The 16,207-nt window shown below is 70.8% G+C and carries 15 protein-coding genes and 1 pseudogene; 9 read left to right on the top strand and 7 right to left on the bottom strand.

Annotated elements, in window-relative coordinates:
* Positions 1-80 precede the first annotated feature (80 nt).
* Positions 81-311, top strand: coding sequence for a universal stress protein (locus DIZ27_RS30440; RefSeq protein ID WP_375232016.1), 231 nt, complete (start codon positions 81-83; stop codon positions 309-311).
* A 208-nt stretch (positions 312-519) separates the two neighbouring features.
* On the opposite strand, the gene DIZ27_RS45970 is transcribed toward DIZ27_RS30440, so the two are convergent.
* Complete coding sequence (locus DIZ27_RS45970; RefSeq protein WP_181383761.1) at positions 520-855, bottom strand: hypothetical protein; 336 nt, start codon at positions 853-855, stop codon at positions 520-522.
* 302 nt (positions 856-1,157) lie between these two features.
* Here DIZ27_RS45970 and DIZ27_RS30435 point away from each other — a divergent pair, with 302 nt between their 5' ends.
* Positions 1,158-1,889, top strand: coding sequence for an SDR family oxidoreductase (locus DIZ27_RS30435; RefSeq protein WP_109381722.1), 732 nt, complete (start codon positions 1,158-1,160; stop codon positions 1,887-1,889).
* Positions 1,890-2,636: 747 nt separating this feature from the next.
* Positions 2,637-3,551, top strand: a complete 915-nt coding sequence (locus DIZ27_RS30425) for an RNA repair domain-containing protein (RefSeq protein ID WP_109381656.1) — start codon at positions 2,637-2,639, stop codon at positions 3,549-3,551.
* Between the two features lie 130 nt (positions 3,552-3,681).
* On the opposite strand, the gene DIZ27_RS30420 is transcribed toward DIZ27_RS30425, so the two are convergent.
* Positions 3,682-4,707, bottom strand: a complete 1,026-nt coding sequence (locus DIZ27_RS30420; RefSeq protein ID WP_109381655.1) for a glutathione S-transferase family protein — start codon at positions 4,705-4,707, stop codon at positions 3,682-3,684.
* Between the two features lie 562 nt (positions 4,708-5,269).
* Here DIZ27_RS30420 and DIZ27_RS30410 point away from each other — a divergent pair.
* The 5 genes and pseudogenes from DIZ27_RS30410 to DIZ27_RS47525 form a co-directional block, all read left to right on the top strand.
* Complete coding sequence (locus tag DIZ27_RS30410) at positions 5,270-5,569, top strand: hypothetical protein (RefSeq protein WP_109381654.1); 300 nt, start codon at positions 5,270-5,272, stop codon at positions 5,567-5,569.
* 330 nt (positions 5,570-5,899) lie between these two features.
* Positions 5,900-6,508 carry a TMEM175 family protein gene (locus tag DIZ27_RS30400; RefSeq protein WP_109381653.1) on the top strand — a complete coding sequence of 203 codons (609 nt, stop codon included), beginning with the start codon at positions 5,900-5,902 and terminating at the stop codon, positions 6,506-6,508.
* A 529-nt stretch (positions 6,509-7,037) separates the two neighbouring features.
* On the top strand, positions 7,038-8,315 hold the full coding sequence (locus DIZ27_RS30395; protein ID WP_109381652.1) for a GAF domain-containing protein: 1,278 nt from the start codon (positions 7,038-7,040) through the stop codon (positions 8,313-8,315).
* Positions 8,316-8,417: 102 nt separating this feature from the next.
* Positions 8,418-9,941, top strand: coding sequence for an aldehyde dehydrogenase family protein (locus DIZ27_RS30390; RefSeq protein WP_109381651.1), 1,524 nt, complete (start codon positions 8,418-8,420; stop codon positions 9,939-9,941).
* Between the two features lie 343 nt (positions 9,942-10,284).
* Positions 10,285-10,534, top strand: a pseudogene (locus DIZ27_RS47525) (hypothetical protein); the annotation flags it as partial.
* 607 nt (positions 10,535-11,141) lie between these two features.
* Here DIZ27_RS47525 and DIZ27_RS30385 read toward each other — a convergent pair.
* A complete protein-coding gene (locus DIZ27_RS30385) occupies positions 11,142-12,086 on the bottom strand; it encodes a MerR family transcriptional regulator (protein WP_109381650.1) in 945 nt (314 codons plus the stop codon).
* A 122-nt stretch (positions 12,087-12,208) separates the two neighbouring features.
* On the opposite strand from DIZ27_RS30385, the gene DIZ27_RS30380 reads away from it, so the two are divergent.
* The gene (locus DIZ27_RS30380; RefSeq protein ID WP_109381649.1) at positions 12,209-13,720 is read left to right on the top strand and encodes an alpha/beta hydrolase; all 1,512 of its coding nucleotides are present in this window, start codon (positions 12,209-12,211) and stop codon (positions 13,718-13,720) included.
* Positions 13,721-13,746: 26 nt separating this feature from the next.
* On the opposite strand, the gene DIZ27_RS48845 is transcribed toward DIZ27_RS30380, so the two are convergent.
* From DIZ27_RS48845 to DIZ27_RS30355, 4 genes are all read right to left on the bottom strand, one after another.
* On the bottom strand, positions 13,747-14,004 hold the full coding sequence (locus DIZ27_RS48845; protein ID WP_375232018.1) for a DDE-type integrase/transposase/recombinase: 258 nt from the start codon (positions 14,002-14,004) through the stop codon (positions 13,747-13,749).
* A gap of 267 nt (positions 14,005-14,271) precedes the next feature.
* A complete protein-coding gene (gene folE / locus DIZ27_RS30365) occupies positions 14,272-14,928 on the bottom strand; it encodes a GTP cyclohydrolase I FolE (protein WP_109381646.1) in 657 nt (218 codons plus the stop codon).
* Between the two features lie 19 nt (positions 14,929-14,947).
* Entirely contained in the window at positions 14,948-15,403 is a 456-nt protein-coding gene (locus tag DIZ27_RS30360; protein WP_109381645.1) for a hypothetical protein, read from the bottom strand.
* Between the two features lie 71 nt (positions 15,404-15,474).
* Entirely contained in the window at positions 15,475-16,023 is a 549-nt protein-coding gene (locus tag DIZ27_RS30355) for a DUF2231 domain-containing protein (protein WP_109381644.1), read from the bottom strand.
* Between the last annotated feature and the right edge of the window lie 184 nt (positions 16,024-16,207).

Raw genomic sequence — 16,207 nt, 5'->3', positions numbered from 1 at the left:
TCCCGGCCGTCCGCTTCCGTGATCACCCGGTGAGGGGAGGCCGGACCAAGGGCGGCTCGCCGCACAGGGAGGCAGACTGCATGACGCGGCCGATCCCGGCAGGGGTGGACGGATCGGAGGAGAGCTTCGCCGCGCCGGCGTGGGCAGGACGGGAGGCCGAGCGCCGCGGGCTGCCGCTGCGCCCGGTGCACGCCTGGCGCTTCGAGGTGCACGACGCCTTCGACGCGGGCGACCGGGACACCCGGCGGCGCGGGTGCACGACGGCCTCGTGGAGGCCGCCCGGACCGTCACCGAACGCCACCTCGACCTGACGGTGACCGTCGACGTGGTGGAGGGCGGCGCCGGGCCGGCGCTGCTCGTGAACGCGTGGTGCCTTCACCGTGACCCGCCTCGGGGCTGCCTGCGCTTGCCGTGGACCCGGGTGCGTATGACATTCACGCAACTGGTGGACGCGAGATCCGCGGAGCAGCCGGTGTCCAGGACGGCAGCACGCTTGAGACGCGCGTACTCGAGGGCGGCTCACCTCGGCTCGCTCGGCGGTGTCGGCCGGCCGCTCGGCCGGCAGTCGGCACTCGGGCGAGAGCCGCGGCCCGGCGGATCGTACGGTTGGCCGGTCGCACCCGGCCTCGCCCTGGTGCGGGCGGCGGACCTGGCCGGCGAGGACCGGCCCGGCGCGGCGGCGCGGAGACCGCCGTTCAGCGGGGTGCCGGTGAGCAGCACGCGGATGAGACGGCCGCCGACGTCGACACGGGCGAGGGGGCCGGCGGGGGCGGGGCTGGGGAAGGTGACGCGGCGGGCGCCGAACAGTGGGCCCGGGTTGATCACCAGGTAGAAGCGGGCGGGGCGGTCAGGCATGACGTGGCCTCTCGACGTAACAGTGCCGTGCGGGCCGCCCTGCACCCCCATCGCGGGATGGGGCCCGGTCGGACAGGACCGGGGCACCAGGCGGGTTCCGGCAGCCCGCCGGACATCGTCCTGCTCGAGGGGCGCGGCGCGGGCGTCCTCCAGGGGGTGCCGCTGATGCACAAAGATTCGCCGACGGCGACGGTGCGACCGTGTTCGCCGGGGCGAGAGTGTCCGGGTTCGGGTGTACCTGGAGCGGGGTTAAGGTCGCATAAGCCGCATTCATGGCAATGTCGTCGAAGGAAGGCCAGATCATGAAGTTCGCAGTAATCGGCGGAACCGGGCTGATCGGGTCACGGGTCGTGGAGAACCTGAACGCGGCCGGGCACCAAGCCGTACCGCACTCCCTGTCCACCGGCGTGGACATCATCACCGGCCAGGGACTGGAGGCGGCCGTGGCGGGCGCCGACGTCGTCATCAACCTGACGAATTCCCCGACCTTCGACGACGCCTCGCTCGCCTTCTTCCGGACTTCGATGAGCAATCTCCTTGCCGCGAGCGAGAAGGGCGGGGTCGGGCACTTCGTCATCCTCTCGATCGTCGGCGCGGACCAAGTGCCCGATCTGGACTACTACCGGGCGAAGGTGCTCCAGGAAGACATCCTCAAGGCCGGGCCGATCCCGTATTCCATCGTCCGTGCCACGCAGTTCATGGAGTTCATGGACGCGACCCTGGCCATGACCGCCGACGGCGCCACCGTCCGTCTGCCACGCACGCCGATCCAGCCGATCGCCGCTGCGGACGTCTCCGGCATTGTCGCCGAGGTCGCCGCAGGCAGCCCTCTGAACGGCGTCCTCAACATCGCGGGTCCCGATGTCTACTCCCTCGACGAACTCGGCCGACTCACCCTGACCGCCAAGAGCGACGGGCGCGCTGTCGTGACCGACGACAGCGCCGGCATGTTCGCCGCCGCCCACGGCGACGTCCTCACCGCCTCGGACGACGCCCGCATCGCCCCCACCCACTACACCGACTGGCTCTCCTGAACGGTCCCCGCCAGCACTCGACTCGCTGCGCCAGTCCAGGGCGATGCGCGCGTCGCTCCCACTCTGATTTCCTCGAAGAAGAGCAGACGCCGTGTCGCACGACGAGTCGTCCGGCGGCGCCGGACAGCAGCCACGCTCCGATGCATGGAAAACGGCCGTCACAGTGCTCCAGACGGCGAAGTCACCGCACATCTCCGAGGGCGCCGCGGTCATAGCCATCCACGTGGAGTTTCCTCCCGGCGACCCCGGCAGCCCCCCACCGTCACCCCGGGCCAGCCGATGATCACCCTTGCCGACGACGAGGAGCTTGCACAGCGTAAAGACCGGCGAGCGCTGGGAGTTGGCGTCAAGGTGTCGCGCCCGTATCGGGAGCGAGGCGGGGGTGACGGCTTCTTGGTGGGACTCGGCAGCCTTGTCGTACCGAGTCGCGCTGCCGCGCCACGGCACCGTCAGCCAACGTGCCGGTGCCGTGCCGCGGGCAGCGGGCGGAACGGTGAGCACCGCATCGTTCGTGTTTCTCGCCGGACTCTTCTTGGCGGGTTGCTCCTCCAAGAATCGCGAACGGTCGCCCGCTGCGACCGTTGTCCACACCGATCGCCGATCCTGACGAGACGAATCGCCTCGGCATACGTCGGCACCGTCATGCCTCGCGCCTGATGCGTGACGGGGCGAGCGGGACAACCGTCGAGGACAGGACGGGCGGCACCCTGGAGGAAGAGAAGGCGTGAAGGCGGGAGAGGAGGCGTGATGCGAACCAGCGACGAGATCTATCACCGGGTTCGCTGGGACCCGCGGTTCGACCCGGCCCGCTTCGTGCTGGGGGTCCGCCGGCGCGGGGGTGGCCTCGAACGCCTCCTGCTGTCCTCCTTCGTGCCCGGGGGCGACATCCCGTGGCACCGGGTGGTGTTCATCGAGGCGGACGGCGAGCTGGTCTGGGACCGGGCCACGGGCGTGGACCGCATCGACACGTCGGGTGTCGGCCGGGTGCGGCACCCGCGAGCGGACCTGAGCTTCGGCATGAGCCCCGGCGGGGGCGAGCCCGCCGAGGTCCTCGATGCGTCCCCGACGGCCCGCACGGCGGTGGCCTGGATCCCGCCTGCGGAGCTGTGGCCGCCGATCCAGGACATCCGCCGGGATCACGATCCACAGATCCACCGGTGGCCGCCGCACGTCAATGTGCTCTTCGGCTTCGTGCCGGAGTCCCACTTCGAGCGGGCCGCCCCGCTGCTCGCCGCGGCGACGGCCGACACGCAGGTCTTCACCGCCCGGCTGGACGGGGTGCGCACCTTCCGGCACAGGGCGTACTTCACCGTGTGGCTCGACCCGACGGCAGCGGGCGAGGCACCGTGGGCGGACCTGCACCGCCTACTGCGGCAGCGGTTCCCGCGCTGTCGTGGGCCCGCCAAGAGTTTCACCCCCCATCTGTCCCTGGGCCGGACCCGGGACCCGCAGCGCGTCACCGCCGACTGTGCCACCCGGCTCGACGCGATGACGGCGACGGTCTGGGAACTCGTCCTGCTCTCACGCAGCGGCGACGGACCGATGCGGCCACGGGCCACGATCGCCCTGCGAACGGGCGAGGTCCGCCGGCTGCCCGGGCCCGGCCCCGAGGCGTCGGGCCCGGAGGACACGGCATGGCTCTCTCCGATCACCGACAGGTGAGGCCATGACCAGGCGGAGCAAAGCGCCGTCTTCCTCTTCGCCACGTGGATCTCCCGGATCGGTCGCGTCGGTTCGGTACGGATCAGCCGAATCGCTGCGCACCGGTTCGGTGCCCGGGTGGGCCCGAGCGTCAGGGGCGGCCCCGCGCGGCTGTCTCCCCGTCCGTGCGGGCCGGCCCCGGCGGCGTTCCGTCGCCGAACGGCCGGCCGCCCAGATCCTCGCGGTGATGAGGGGCCGACCAGCCGGACAGATCGGGGCCGAGGGGCACGATGCCGGTCGGGTTGATGCCGGTGTGCACCTGGTAGTAGTGCCGTTTGATGTGGTCGAAGTCGACGGTGTCGCCGAAGCCGGGCGTCTGATAGAGATCGCGGACGTACGCCCACAGCACCCGGTTCTCCGTCAGCTTCCAGCGGTTGCACTTGAAGTGGCCGTGATAGACGGCATCGAACCGCACCAGCGTGGTGAACAGCCGGATGTCCGCCTCCGTGATCGTGTCGCCGACGAGGTACCGCTGCCCCGCCAGCCGCCGCGCCAGCAGTTCCAGCCGCCGGAACACGCCCGCGCACGCCACCTCGTACTCCTGCTGCCCGGTGGCGAAGCCCGCCCGGTACACCCCGTTGTTCACATCGTCGAAAACCTCCGCCATCACCGCGTCGATCTCGTCGCGCCGCTTCTCGGGATACAGGTCGGGCGCGCCCGCGCGGTGCAGGGCCGTCCACTCGGTGGCGAAGTCGAGAGTGATCTGCTGGTAGTCGTTGGTGACCAGCCGCCCGCCGGCCACCTCCACGATCGCGGGGACACTCACTCCGCCCGGGTAGTCCGTCTCCCGCCGGTCGTACGCCTCGCTCAGATACCGGATGCCGAGCACCGGATCACGGCCGCCCGGGTCCAGGGTGAAGCGCCAGCTGCGGTCGTCCTGGACCGGGTCGGCGACGGCCAGGGACAGCGCGTCCTCCAGACCGAGCAGCCGCCGGGACACCAGCGCCCGGCTCGCCCACGGGCAGGCCCGGCTGACGACGAGCCGGTAACGCCCGGCCTCCACCGGCCATCCGTCCCTGCCGTCCGCGGTGATCCGGTCCGCGAAGTGGGCCTTCGACCGCTTGAACGCCTTCCGGCCGTAGGCGCTGTTGCCGCCGTCCCCCTCGTCGTGGCTCATGATGTCCTCCTCCTGGTCGCTTCGAAACCCTGTGACCGCGTTCCCCGTTTTCGGCGGTCGGCACGGTGCGACCGGGGCCGGCCGTGGCAGCCGGCCGGAGTGGGTACACGATCGGATCGCAGGACCCGGGTCACCGTCCTGGTCGCGCTCGCAGACCTGGCCGGGCCGGGTCTACGTCGCCTTCGTCCTGGATGCGTACTCGCGTCGGAGCGTGGGCCGACAGTCCGCCGTCCACATGCGCACCGACCTGCCGCTGGACGCGCTGGAGACGGCCCTGTGGCGGCAGAAGGCCAAGAAGGACGCCGGCCTCATTCATCCAGGTCGAGCGGACCGTTTTCCAGTGGGTCGCGTGGTAGGACGGTGAACGACTCCACTCCGCCACGGGCTGCGTCCCACCCGGCGAGTACGAGCAGGCGTACCGGGCGAGCCTGGAGGAAGCCTCGCAGACCGCTTGATCACACGATCGCGGACCCTGCGAAACTCGGGACAGCTCACTCTTCCGCGCTCGGCGTGGGTGGATCCGATGCGGCGCATGGGACTCCTCGGTGACAGGATCGGTGTTATGAACACCAAGACGGACTGGGTGTACCGGGTGTTCGAGCCGCACGGCTCCGAGGGCTGGCGCCCCTACGGCAGCGACCCCGAGCGGTGGCAGGGCGCGATCACCGCCCCCGACTCGACCGAGGGCGCCAAGTACGCCATCGGCCGCATCCTCGGCGATCTGATGACCGAGTGGGAGAGGATTGGCCTCCACCACGCGATGCACGTGCGGGTCTTCCTCTGGCACGACGAGGCAGGCGACATGGCGGAGGCGGACTTCATCGTGGAGGTCCGGCCCCGGTCGGACATCGATATGGCGTGATCTCCGGCGCATGAGGCTCCTCACGGTGGCAGACTCCCACGAGTACGAGCGGCATTACAACGAGCAACGAGCACCGCACCCACCGCTCACTCCATGCCGCCGCACCGCTGCTTCCCCCTACCCGAACCGATCACTGACCCCATGCGGATCACCCGCCTCGACATCCGCCGCCACGACCGCCTCGGCGGAGTGATCCACGAGTACCGACACACAGCCTGACCGGCGCGGACGGGACATTCGGCACCTACACACGTATGCGGTCCGGATGATGACGCCCCGAGGGTCGACCGCTGTGACCGGCCTGGAGCCCTGCGCCATTAGCATCGGCTCATGCCGACCGAGCGGATGGAAGCGTTCAGCGATGGGGTCATCGCCATCCTGATCACGGTCATGGTGCTCGAGTTGCCCACCCCGCACGGCACCACTTGGGCGGCCCTGCACGACGCGCTCCCGGTGCTGCTGACCTACGTGCTCAGCTTCGTCTACCTCGGCATCTACTGGAACAACCACCACCACATGCTGCAGGCGACCGATCGGGTGAACGGGCTGATCCTGTGGGCGAACCTGCACCTGTTGTTCTGGCTCTCCCTGATCCCCTTCACCACGGCCTGGATGGGCCAGAACCACTTCGCCGCCGTCCCCACGGCCGCGTACGGCATCGACCTGCTCGCCGCCGCCCTGGCCTACTACACACTGCAGAAGACGATCACCCGGGACCAGGGTGCAGAGTCCCTGCTCGCCACCGCCGTGGGGAGGGACCTGAAGGGCAAGGTCTCGCCGCTGCTGTATGCGAGCGGCATCGGCCTGTCCTTCCTGAACGACTGGCTCGCGGTGGCGATCTATGCCGGCGTCGCGCTGATGTGGCTGGTCCCCGACCGGAGGCTCGAGCGGATCATCGCCCACAGAGCGGCCCCGGGCCCGGGCGAGTCCGCCCCCTGATCCCGCCGCTCTGCGAATGGGCCTGCCGACCGGGGGGGAGCCAAGGCACGCGCCCGGCGCTCGCGACACCGCCACCACCACAAGCAGCAGGACCGCGCGCCCTGTCCGAAGCGAGGCGCTGCCCGCCGGGCAGCCACGAGACGTCACGATCAGGCACTCGAACACCTCGAGGAACAACCGCTCTCCCGGAACGCCCGTGACAAGGGATCAGATGGATCCAGTGCTCGGCAGGGAAGTCGTAGAACGCCAGCAGTTCGGCCTCCAGAACGGCGGCCGGCATCGTCCGGCGCCTTCCCGGACGATCTCACCGATAGATCTTGAGCGTTGCTCGCCGCAACCGCGCACCCTCGGATGTTGCCGGCCCGTCAAGGGACGCAACCGGTTGAGACCGTCCGTTCTACGAACACACGCGCGGGAAAACCGGCTGACGGCAGCAGGAGGCCACCGCCTTCGTCGAAACGGTTGTCGCCATGTACACCCCGGGCGACGATGTTCCCATTCCCAGCGCATCACCCTGCGGGAGGCCGTGTTGACCGATCCCTGGGTAGCCCTGGAGCCGGGGGCCGACCCTGCCGAGCGCCTACGCGTGCTGCACCGGGCTCATGAGACCTTCACCGAGGCCGGCACGGTACCGCGTCCAGTGCGCGGCGTGGTCGCCGACTCGTGGCGGCGCTCGGCACGCGCCGGGGTCCACCCGGACGGTACCGCCGACGTCGAACTGACGGACGGCGACCTCGGGGCCTTCCGCGCCGAGCACCCGCTGGCGCATGTGATGCCGCTGTTCCGGGAGCTGATGGGCACGTTCGCCTCCGACGGCCGTCATCTGCTGGCGGTGTGCGACGCGCACGGCAGACTGCTGTGGGTCGAGGGGCACGCGTCGACGCTGCGGCAGGCGGGACGGATGAACTTCGTGCCCGGCGCGCGATGGGCGGAGAGCGCGGTCGGGACGAACGCGCCGGGCACGGCGGTCGCAGTGGGCCGTCCGGTCCAGGTGTTCGCGGCCGAGCACTTCGTGCGGCGCGTGCAGCCGTGGACGTGCGCGGCGGCCCCCGTGCACGATCCGCGCACGGGGCGGCTGCTCGGTGCCGTGGACATCACCGGTGGGGACGGTCTCGCGCATCCGCACAGCCTGGGCTTCGTACAGGCCGTGGCACGCGCAGCGGAATCCCAGCTGGCGCTGCTCGCCCCGAGGCGCCCGGACAGCGGTGGGCCCGAACTGGCGACGCTGGGCCGTGACCAGGCCGTGCTGACGGCAGGTGGCCGCAGTGTCCGGCTCAGCCGTCGGCACAGCGAGATCCTCGTCCTTCTGGCCCGGCGCCCCGACGGCCTGACCGGCGACGAACTGCTGTGCGCCCTGTACGAGGACGAGTCGGTGACACCGGTGACGCTGCGCGCGGAACTCGCCCGGCTGCGTCAGGTGCTCGGCCCGGGACTGCTCGAGTCGCGTCCCTACCGGCTCGCGGCGCCCCTGGAGTCGGACATCGCCGTCGTCGAACGTCGGCTGGCGGCCGGCGCGGTCACCACCGCCCTGGCCGCCTACGCGGGCCCACTGCTGCCCGCCTCCCAGGCACCGGCGGTCGTACGGCTCAGGCGCCGCCTCGCCGACGGCCTGCGCGCGGCACTGATCGCCCGCTCGGACGCCGACCTGCTGGCCGACTGGGCCCACGCGCCGTGGGGCGAAGAGGACCTGGACGTATGGCGGGCACTGGTCACGGTCCGGCCGACGGCATCGAACCGGGCCCATCTGGCCTCACTCGAATCGGAGTTGGCGGCTCCGGACGGCTGGGCCCGCTTCGATGGCCGGTAGCGCCGCTGCCCATCCGCAACGTGGATGCAACGTCCGCGTCCTTACGCTCCGGCGCAGAGCTGCCCAACGGCGGGCAGCCCTGCTGAAGGAGGCCAGTTCCGCATGACCCGTTACGCGGCGCCCGGAAGCGAGGGCGCGATCGTCTCCTACCAGCCCCGCTACGACCACTTCATCGGCGGGGAGTACGTACCTCCGGTCAAGGGGCAGTACTTCGAGAACCCGAGTCCGGTGAACGGGCAGCCGTTCACCGAGGTGGCGCGCGGTACGGCGGAGGACGTCGAGGCGGCACTCGACGCGGCCCACGCGGCCGCGCCCGGCTGGGGGCGCAGGCCGGCGGCCGAGCGGTCCGACATCCTGCTGAAGATCGCCGACCGCATGGAGGCCGGCCTGGAGTCACTCGCGGTCGCCGAGAGCTGGGAGAACGGCAAGCCCGTACGGGAGACCCTGGCGGCCGACATCCCGCTGGCCATCGACCACTTCCGCTACTTCGCCGGCGTCGTGCGCACCCAGGAGGGCTCGCTCAGCGAGATCGACGACGACACGGTCGCGTACCACTTCCACGAGCCGCTGGGCGTCGTCGCCCAGATCATCCCGTGGAACTTCCCCATCCTGATGGCGACGTGGAAGCTCGCGCCCGCCCTCGCCGCGGGCAACGCGGTCGTCCTCAAGCCCGCCGAACAGACGCCGGTCTCCATCCACTACTGGCTGAGCCTCGTCTCCGACCTGCTGCCGCCGGGCGTGCTGAACATCGTCAACGGCTTCGGTCCGGAAGCCGGAAAGCCGCTCGCCTCGAGTCCGCGGGTGGCGAAGATCGCCTTCACCGGCGAGACGTCCACAGGACGGCTGATCATGCAGTACGCGGCCGAGAACCTGAAGCCGGTCACGCTGGAGCTGGGCGGCAAGTCGCCGAACATCTTCTTCGACGACGTGTGGGAGAAGGACGACGAGCTGCGCGACAAGGCCCTCGAAGGGTTCACGATGTTCGCGCTGAACCAGGGCGAAGTGTGCACCTGCCCCTCCCGCGGGCTGATCCAACGAGGTAACTATCCTGACTTCCTGGCCGCGGCCGTCGCCCGCACCGAGCTGATCAGGCCCGGGCACCCGCTCGACACCGACACGATGATCGGTGCGCAGGCGTCCAGCGAGCAACTGACCAAGATCCTGTCCTACATCGACATCGGCCGACAGGAGGGGGCCAAGATCCTCACGGGCGGCGAACGCGCCGATTACGACGGCGACCTGAAGGGTGGTTACTACGTACAGCCGACCATCTTCGAGGGCGACAACCGGATGCGTGTCTTCCAGGAGGAGATCTTCGGCCCCGTCGTCTCGGTGGCCTCTTTCGACGACTTCGACGACGCGATCAAGATCGCCAACGACACGTCGTACGGTCTCGGCGCGGGCGTGTGGACCCGCGACATCAACACGGCCTACCGCGCCGGCCGCGCCATCCAGGCGGGTCGTGTCTGGACGAACTGCTACCACGCCTACCCCGCGCACGCGGCGTTCGGCGGCTACAAGCAGTCCGGGATCGGCCGGGAGACGCACAAGATGATGCTGGACCAGTACCAGCAGACGAAGAACCTCCTCGTGTCGTATTCGCCGAAGAAGCTCGGTTTCTTCTAGCCGCGGCAGAAGGGCGCCTGAGCTCGGTCGAAGCCCGGCGGGCGCCCTTCCCGACGGGTCAGGGAATCATCGGCAGCCGGGGCGGGCGGCACCGTCCGAGCAGCTGCTTCCGCTCCTGCCCTTCTGGCCTCGATCTTGCGTGCCGGTCCGTCGATCGAGTCGGCGGACCGTTTCGCTTTGGGTGGCTGACGTTGGGCAGGCCGGTGGCCCGGTCGTCGCGCCGGGCGGGTGCCGGGCTCCACTGGTCCGGGTCGGGTGGTGCTGTCGTCGGGACGGGGAAAGTGCCGGTCAGCCGGAGGGCGGGAGTTGAGCGAGCCGGTCGAGGGCGGCCGTGATGTCGTGGGTCCTGGCCACCGTGCTCTACCTGTGCGAACTCGGCGCCCGAGAACCTGCCGGCTCAGCTCTTCGGCGTCAACGGCAGCACCCTCACCAGGGCGATCCACCAGGTTCGACCGCTCCTCGCCGAATGCGGCCGCACCATCCCGCCCTCAACGGCCAGATTTCGCACACCCGCCGACGTGACCGCATTCCTCCCCACGGCCAACGACGGAACGAAGAGCGAACCAGCGTGGTGGTTTTCTGCGAGCCCTTAGGAACCGACACGCTCTCTCACCTGGGAAGTGCTCTTTTCCTTGCAGCCAACAGGACCCTCAGCAAGCTCTGTCGTCGCAGGTCAAGGGCGCTTTTCGCGTTTCTGATCAGCTCCTGGACAGCCCACCTTGCGAAAGCGCGAGGCCAGGAGCCTCCTCGGACGCGGTCGATGAACGCCCACTGCGAGCGCGTCCTCGGCAGCCTTTGGCGTGCGGTACTGGACCGCATCCTCGTCATGGGGCGCATGCCCGACAGACGCTTGCGGCCTGCCAGGCCCGCCACCAGCCACTACCCGATGCCCAGAAACAGCCCCCCGCGACAGACAGCGGCGCCCACAAGCTGCTGCGCACCCGGCTCCCCCTCCACGCGGCGCAGCTCCTGGGCGGCCCATGGGGGTGAGGTTGCGCAGGGCCCGCCCGCCCCGGGTGCGACCGCCGTTCTCCACCAGGCCCTGCCTTCGCAGATCGGAGGGCACACCCAGATGTACGGCGGGGCGAGCTGTCTCCCGCTTCGGTGGTGTCGCCTTGTCAGTATGCCGGTGGGTCAGGTGCGGGGCCGTGATCGCTGGATCTGGTCGACGGTCACGATCGTCAGCTTCTTTCCCGGGCTCTACGCCGCTTCGGCGTTGTCCCGCTCCAGTGCCGCGCGCAGCCAGTCGTCCGCGGAGCCCGGGGTCGGCTCCGGCGGGCCGCCCGGCGGCGTGAGCACCACGGCCGTCAGCTCCCAGTACCGGTTCAGACGCGGCCCGGTCGCGAGCCGCGCGGCCAGCAGGCGGCGGAACTCCCGGGTGTCCCTGCTGCCGTACGCGCTCGCGTACGCCGCCACGTAGGCGTCCAGCGCCTCACCCGGGTACGGATTCCGCGCCCGGCGCAGCTGCGGGCCCGCGATCTCGTACGCCTCGGCGAGGCCCGCGTACAGCACGGCCGCCCCGCGGGTCCCGGCCACTCGGTGCACCTCCGGCTGGGGCTGCCGGCCGTCCGGGCAGGGGGCCGTCGTCATCGCGTGCAGCCGGGCGAAGGCGAGCACCTGAGCCGGGTCCGGCTCGTCGGGCGGCTGTGGAACGGCCACCTCCAAAAACGCCGCCGTCGCCGGGGCCGGCATCCGCGGCGGCAGCCAGGCACGCCAGAACCGGGCCAGCGGTGCCGTGCTCGGCGGGGTGCTCACCGCGCCGATCAGCCGCAGCCGGTCGGCCCGCTCCGCGGGCGGGCACTCCCGCACCAGACGCAACGCCGCCTCCCGCCAGCGCAACGTCTTCAGCTCACTGCCCAGCTCGCGTAGGCGGCCCGCGACGGCGTCCTCCAGCACGTGGCCTGCCGCGCCCTCGTCTTCGAGAACGCGGCGCACCTCGGGCAGCGGCAGATCGAGGGCGCGCAGGGAACGGATCAGCCGCAGCCGCTCCAGCGCCTCGGGGGCGTACCGGCGGTGTCCGCCGCCGCTGCGGGAGGCCTCAGGCAGCAGGCCCTGGTCGGAGTAGAAGCGGACGCTTTTCACGGTGACACCCGCGCGCTCGGCAAGCTCGCCGATGCTCCAGAAAACCTCGTGCGATGTGGACAGTTGAACCTCCCTCTGGGGGAGTTCCTACGGTATCGGCGCGCGGGCCGGGCGTACGCCCCGGTCCGCGGACCACGGCGTACGCGACCGGCGCGACGCCATGCGACGGACCCGAGGAGAGAGCCATGACCGTGTTCATCATGGTGGCGGGCGTGTTCACCGGCGCCCATGTGTGGCAGGAGACGGCCGCGCGGCTGGCCGCGGCAGGCAGCGAGGTGCACGCGGTCCCGCTCACCGGAGTCGACCCGGGCCGCCCCGCCGCCTCGGCCCGCGTCGATCTGGAGACGCACATCGCGGACGTGATCGCGGCGATCGACGCGGCGTCCGGCCGGGAGATCGTACTCGTCGGTCACGAGTACGGCATCCATCCGGTGCTCGGCGCCGCCGACCGGCGGCCACAGCGCGTCGCCCGCGTGGTCTATCTGGACTGCGGGATGCCGCAGAACGGCGTCCCGGCCCTGGCCACCGTACCGGACCAGGCTCTGCGCGCGCAGCTGGCTGAGCAGGCCCAACGCGGTGATCGTGAGGGTGAGCTGGCGCCGCCGGCCCGTGACGAGTGGCAGCGCTGGGGTAATACCGCCGGCGTCTCCGACGCGGCACTGGACCGGCTCACCGCCCTCGCCGCGCCGCAGCCGCTGGGCACCCTGCTCCAGCCGCTGCGGCTGACCGGAACGGTGGTCGCGGTGCCCACCACCGGAGTGCTGTGCACCCGCAACGGCGTCAGCATCGACCTGGTGCAACGGCTCGTCGACTTCGGCGACCCCATGCTGACGGCCCTGACCAGCCCTCAGGTCACCTTCTTCGAACTACCCACAGGACACTGGCCAATGCTGTCCTGCCCCGCCGCACTGGCGGACGTCCTGCTGCGGGCCGCGGCCGGCGAGGGGCGCTCCCTGCGACCGGTCGGCGCCGGCGCCCCGCCCGCCCATCTGCGCCCGTTCCCGCTGGACGTGCCCGAGCTGCCCCGGGACCGCAAGGGACATGTCGACCTGTACGTCCCCGACGCCGAGGGCCCGCGACCGGCCGTGGTCTTCGTGCACGGCGGCCCGGTGCCCGCCGGAGCCCGGCCGACCCCGCGCGACTGGCCGACCCTGGTGGGGTACGCCCGCCTGGCGGCCGCCGAGGGCATGGTCGGCGTGACCCTCGACCACCGGCTGCACGACATCGCCGACTACGAGCGCGCCACCGCGGACGTCACCGCCGCGGTGGAACTGGTGCGGGCCGATCCTCGAGTGGACGCCGAGCGGGTCGCCCTGTGGTTCTTCTCCGGTGGCGGCCTGCTCACTGCGGACTGGCTGAGAGAGCCCCCGGCCTGGCTGCGCTGCCTGGCCGCCTCCTACCCGATCCTGGCGCCGCTGCCCAACTGGGGGCTGACCGGCAGCCGGTTCCACCCGGCTCGGGCGGTCGCGCACGCGGGCGCCCTGCCCGTCGTCCTCCTCCGCGTAGGGCGAGAGACCCCCGAGATCGCCGCCACCGTGGAGGCGTTCGTGACCACGGCCGAGGAATGCGGAGCGCACCTGGAACTGATCGACATCCCGAACGGCCACCACGGCTTCGAGACCCTCGATGCGCCCGAGGAGGTCCGCCCGGCCCTGCGCCGTGCGATGCGCTCGGTGGTGACCCACCTGGCCGGCTGACGTCCGGGCTGCGCACGGGCCTTGGGTCAAGACCCCTCGGCGCAGAGAGCCGCCAAGGCCCGGGACGCGTACGGGGCCCCGTGGTCGGAGTGGAACACGGCCCCGTGCAGGCCGCCGCGGGTGCGGGCGGCCATCCGCAGAGCGTCGGTGACCGGGCCGGCGCGCATGTGGTCGGCGACGGGCCGGCTGACGACCGTGCGGCTGAAGCAGTCCAGCACGGTTGTCCGGTAGAGGAACTCCCCGCCTTCCAGGGGCAAGTAGATGATGTCTCCCATGTGCTTCAGCCCCGGCCGCGGGGTCGGGGATCGTGGTGCGGACCCTTCTGCGCAGGCGGATGCCGGTGATGCTGGAGGCCCGCATCACCCGTGCCCCGCTTTTCGTTGACCGGTATTCCGGCGTCGTGGAGCTCGGCGGTGATCCGGGGCGAGCCGTGGGCGCCGCCGGGATCGATGAGCCGTTTGCCACGGCGGTAAGCCATGCGGCAGGAGTCTCCGGGTGGTGGCGTGGCCCTCCGGTGGTGGGGCGGGCTGCGTGCGGTGCGGTGCGGTGCGTCAGGAGGTGGCACCGGTCAGGGCGAGGAATTCGCTGCGGGAGCGTGCGTCGGACCGGAGCAGGCCGAGCAGGGTGGAAGTCATGGTGGTGGAGCCGGTGGCCTGGACGCCGCGCAGGGTCATGCAGGCGTGCTCGGCTTCGATCACCACGCCGACCCCCTTGGGCTCCAGGTGGGTCTGCAGCCAGTCGGCGACCTGCTTGGTCAGGCGTTCTTGGACCTGCGGGCGGCAGGCGAAGTACTCGACGACACGGGCCAGCTTGGACAACCCCAGGATGCGGGCCCCGGGCAGGTAGCCGACATGGGCGGTACCGACGAACGGCAGCAGATGGTGCTCGCACACCGACCGGACGGGTATGCGGCGCGCCAGGACGAGCTCGTCGTAGCCCTCGTCGTTGGCAAAGGTGGTCAGGTCGAAGGGGCGCGGGCTGAACAGTTCGCCATACGCGCGGGCCATCCGGCCCGGCGTTCCGCGCAGACTCTCGGAGGCGGTGGAGATGCCCAGGGCGTTGAGGAACTGGCCGGCCGCTTCTTCGGCGGCGGCCAGGTCGACACCCCCGGACTCGTGGACGACCCGCAGGGCGGGCCGCGCCGGTGTCGTGTCTTCCTCGTCGTGCAGGTCTGTCCGGGCGGTGACGTGAGACGGGTGCTCGGTCATCTCAGGTGCCTCCGTCATCTCAGGTGCCTCCGATGCCGAGGGCGGCGAGCAGAACCAGGACGAGGGTGACCACGGCGAACAGACCGTGGGCGAGGACGACCGGCACCGGGAAGTGACGTTCGGCGGGGACGGTCCCGTCGGCTCCCTGAACCGTTGCGGCGGTCGGTGCTCCGGCGGTGGTGCGGTCGCGGTGGACGGGGATCCAGCGGGCCAGCATCACGAATCCCAGCAGGGCGACCGGCAGCAGCAGGCCGAAGGAGGTCCAGGCCAGGGCGCTCTTTTCGGCCACGACATAAACGATCCACACCACCAGTCCGATCGCGGCCAGGGCGAAGTGCCCGAAAATCACAGGTGCGGGCAGGCGGCTCGTGCCGGACTGCTGCTGGCGGATTCCGCCGCGTCGGATCCAGGTGCCGAGCATGTAGAAGCCGCCGAGGGCGGTGACCACCCAGGTGATCAGTGCGGCGATGTCCATGGGGACTCCCGAGTGATGAGATGTCGAAGGCAGCCGGACGGCACCGGCCCGCTGTGCAAGGTCGTGCGGTATCAGGCGGCGGGGCGGGCGTTTCGCCTGCTGCCGCCGGGTGTGTATCCCTCGGCCTGGGTGTTCTCGTCGGCGACGCGGACGCCGTAACGGTAGGCGAGCTTGCCGCCCAGGAATCCCGAGACGCCCAGGACCGCCACGCTGAGTGCGGACAGGACGAGCCTGCCCGCCCCGACGCTTCCGCCGTCGGTGTAGTCGCTGTACCGCCACAGGAAGTTGACGGCGTAGGCGGCGGTGACCAGCAGGTTCAGCGTCATGTGGACCAGGGCGGTGCGAAAGGCCGGAGTCCGGCCGGGGATCGCGAACAGGTCGAGGAATCCGACCGTCGCTGCCAACAGGGCACCGATCACCCCGACCGCGATCAGCCACTCCGAGGGCTGGGTCAGGAAACCCGGACGGCTGACGACGTGGGAAGCGATGTCGAACACCAGGCTGGTCACCCAGGCACCGATCGGCACCGTGACCAGGATCGGGTGGAACGGGTGGCCGTACGGGCCGGCGAGCCAGGCGCTGACCGGGCGCTTCGCCTGAAACTGTGCCTCATCAGCCATCGCGGCCTCCTCTAATTTCACCAATAAAGCTTGGTCTTATTGAGGGAGGGCGTCAAGAGATGCAGGACAAAGGGTTATGAGAACACTTGCGCCCACGCAGACGAGCGTTACCGTGGTCTTGTGGCTTCCGATCAGACAACGCAGGCCGACACGGCCGGCAGCGCCATCGACTCCGTCAGCGTCC

The sequence above is a fragment of the Streptomyces sp. NWU339 genome, assembly GCF_003143855.1.
In the GTDB taxonomy this organism is placed as follows: domain Bacteria; phylum Actinomycetota; class Actinomycetes; order Streptomycetales; family Streptomycetaceae; genus Streptomyces.
The sequence above is the reverse complement of the archived record's forward strand: the minus strand, read 5'-3'. Positions and strand labels throughout refer to the sequence as shown.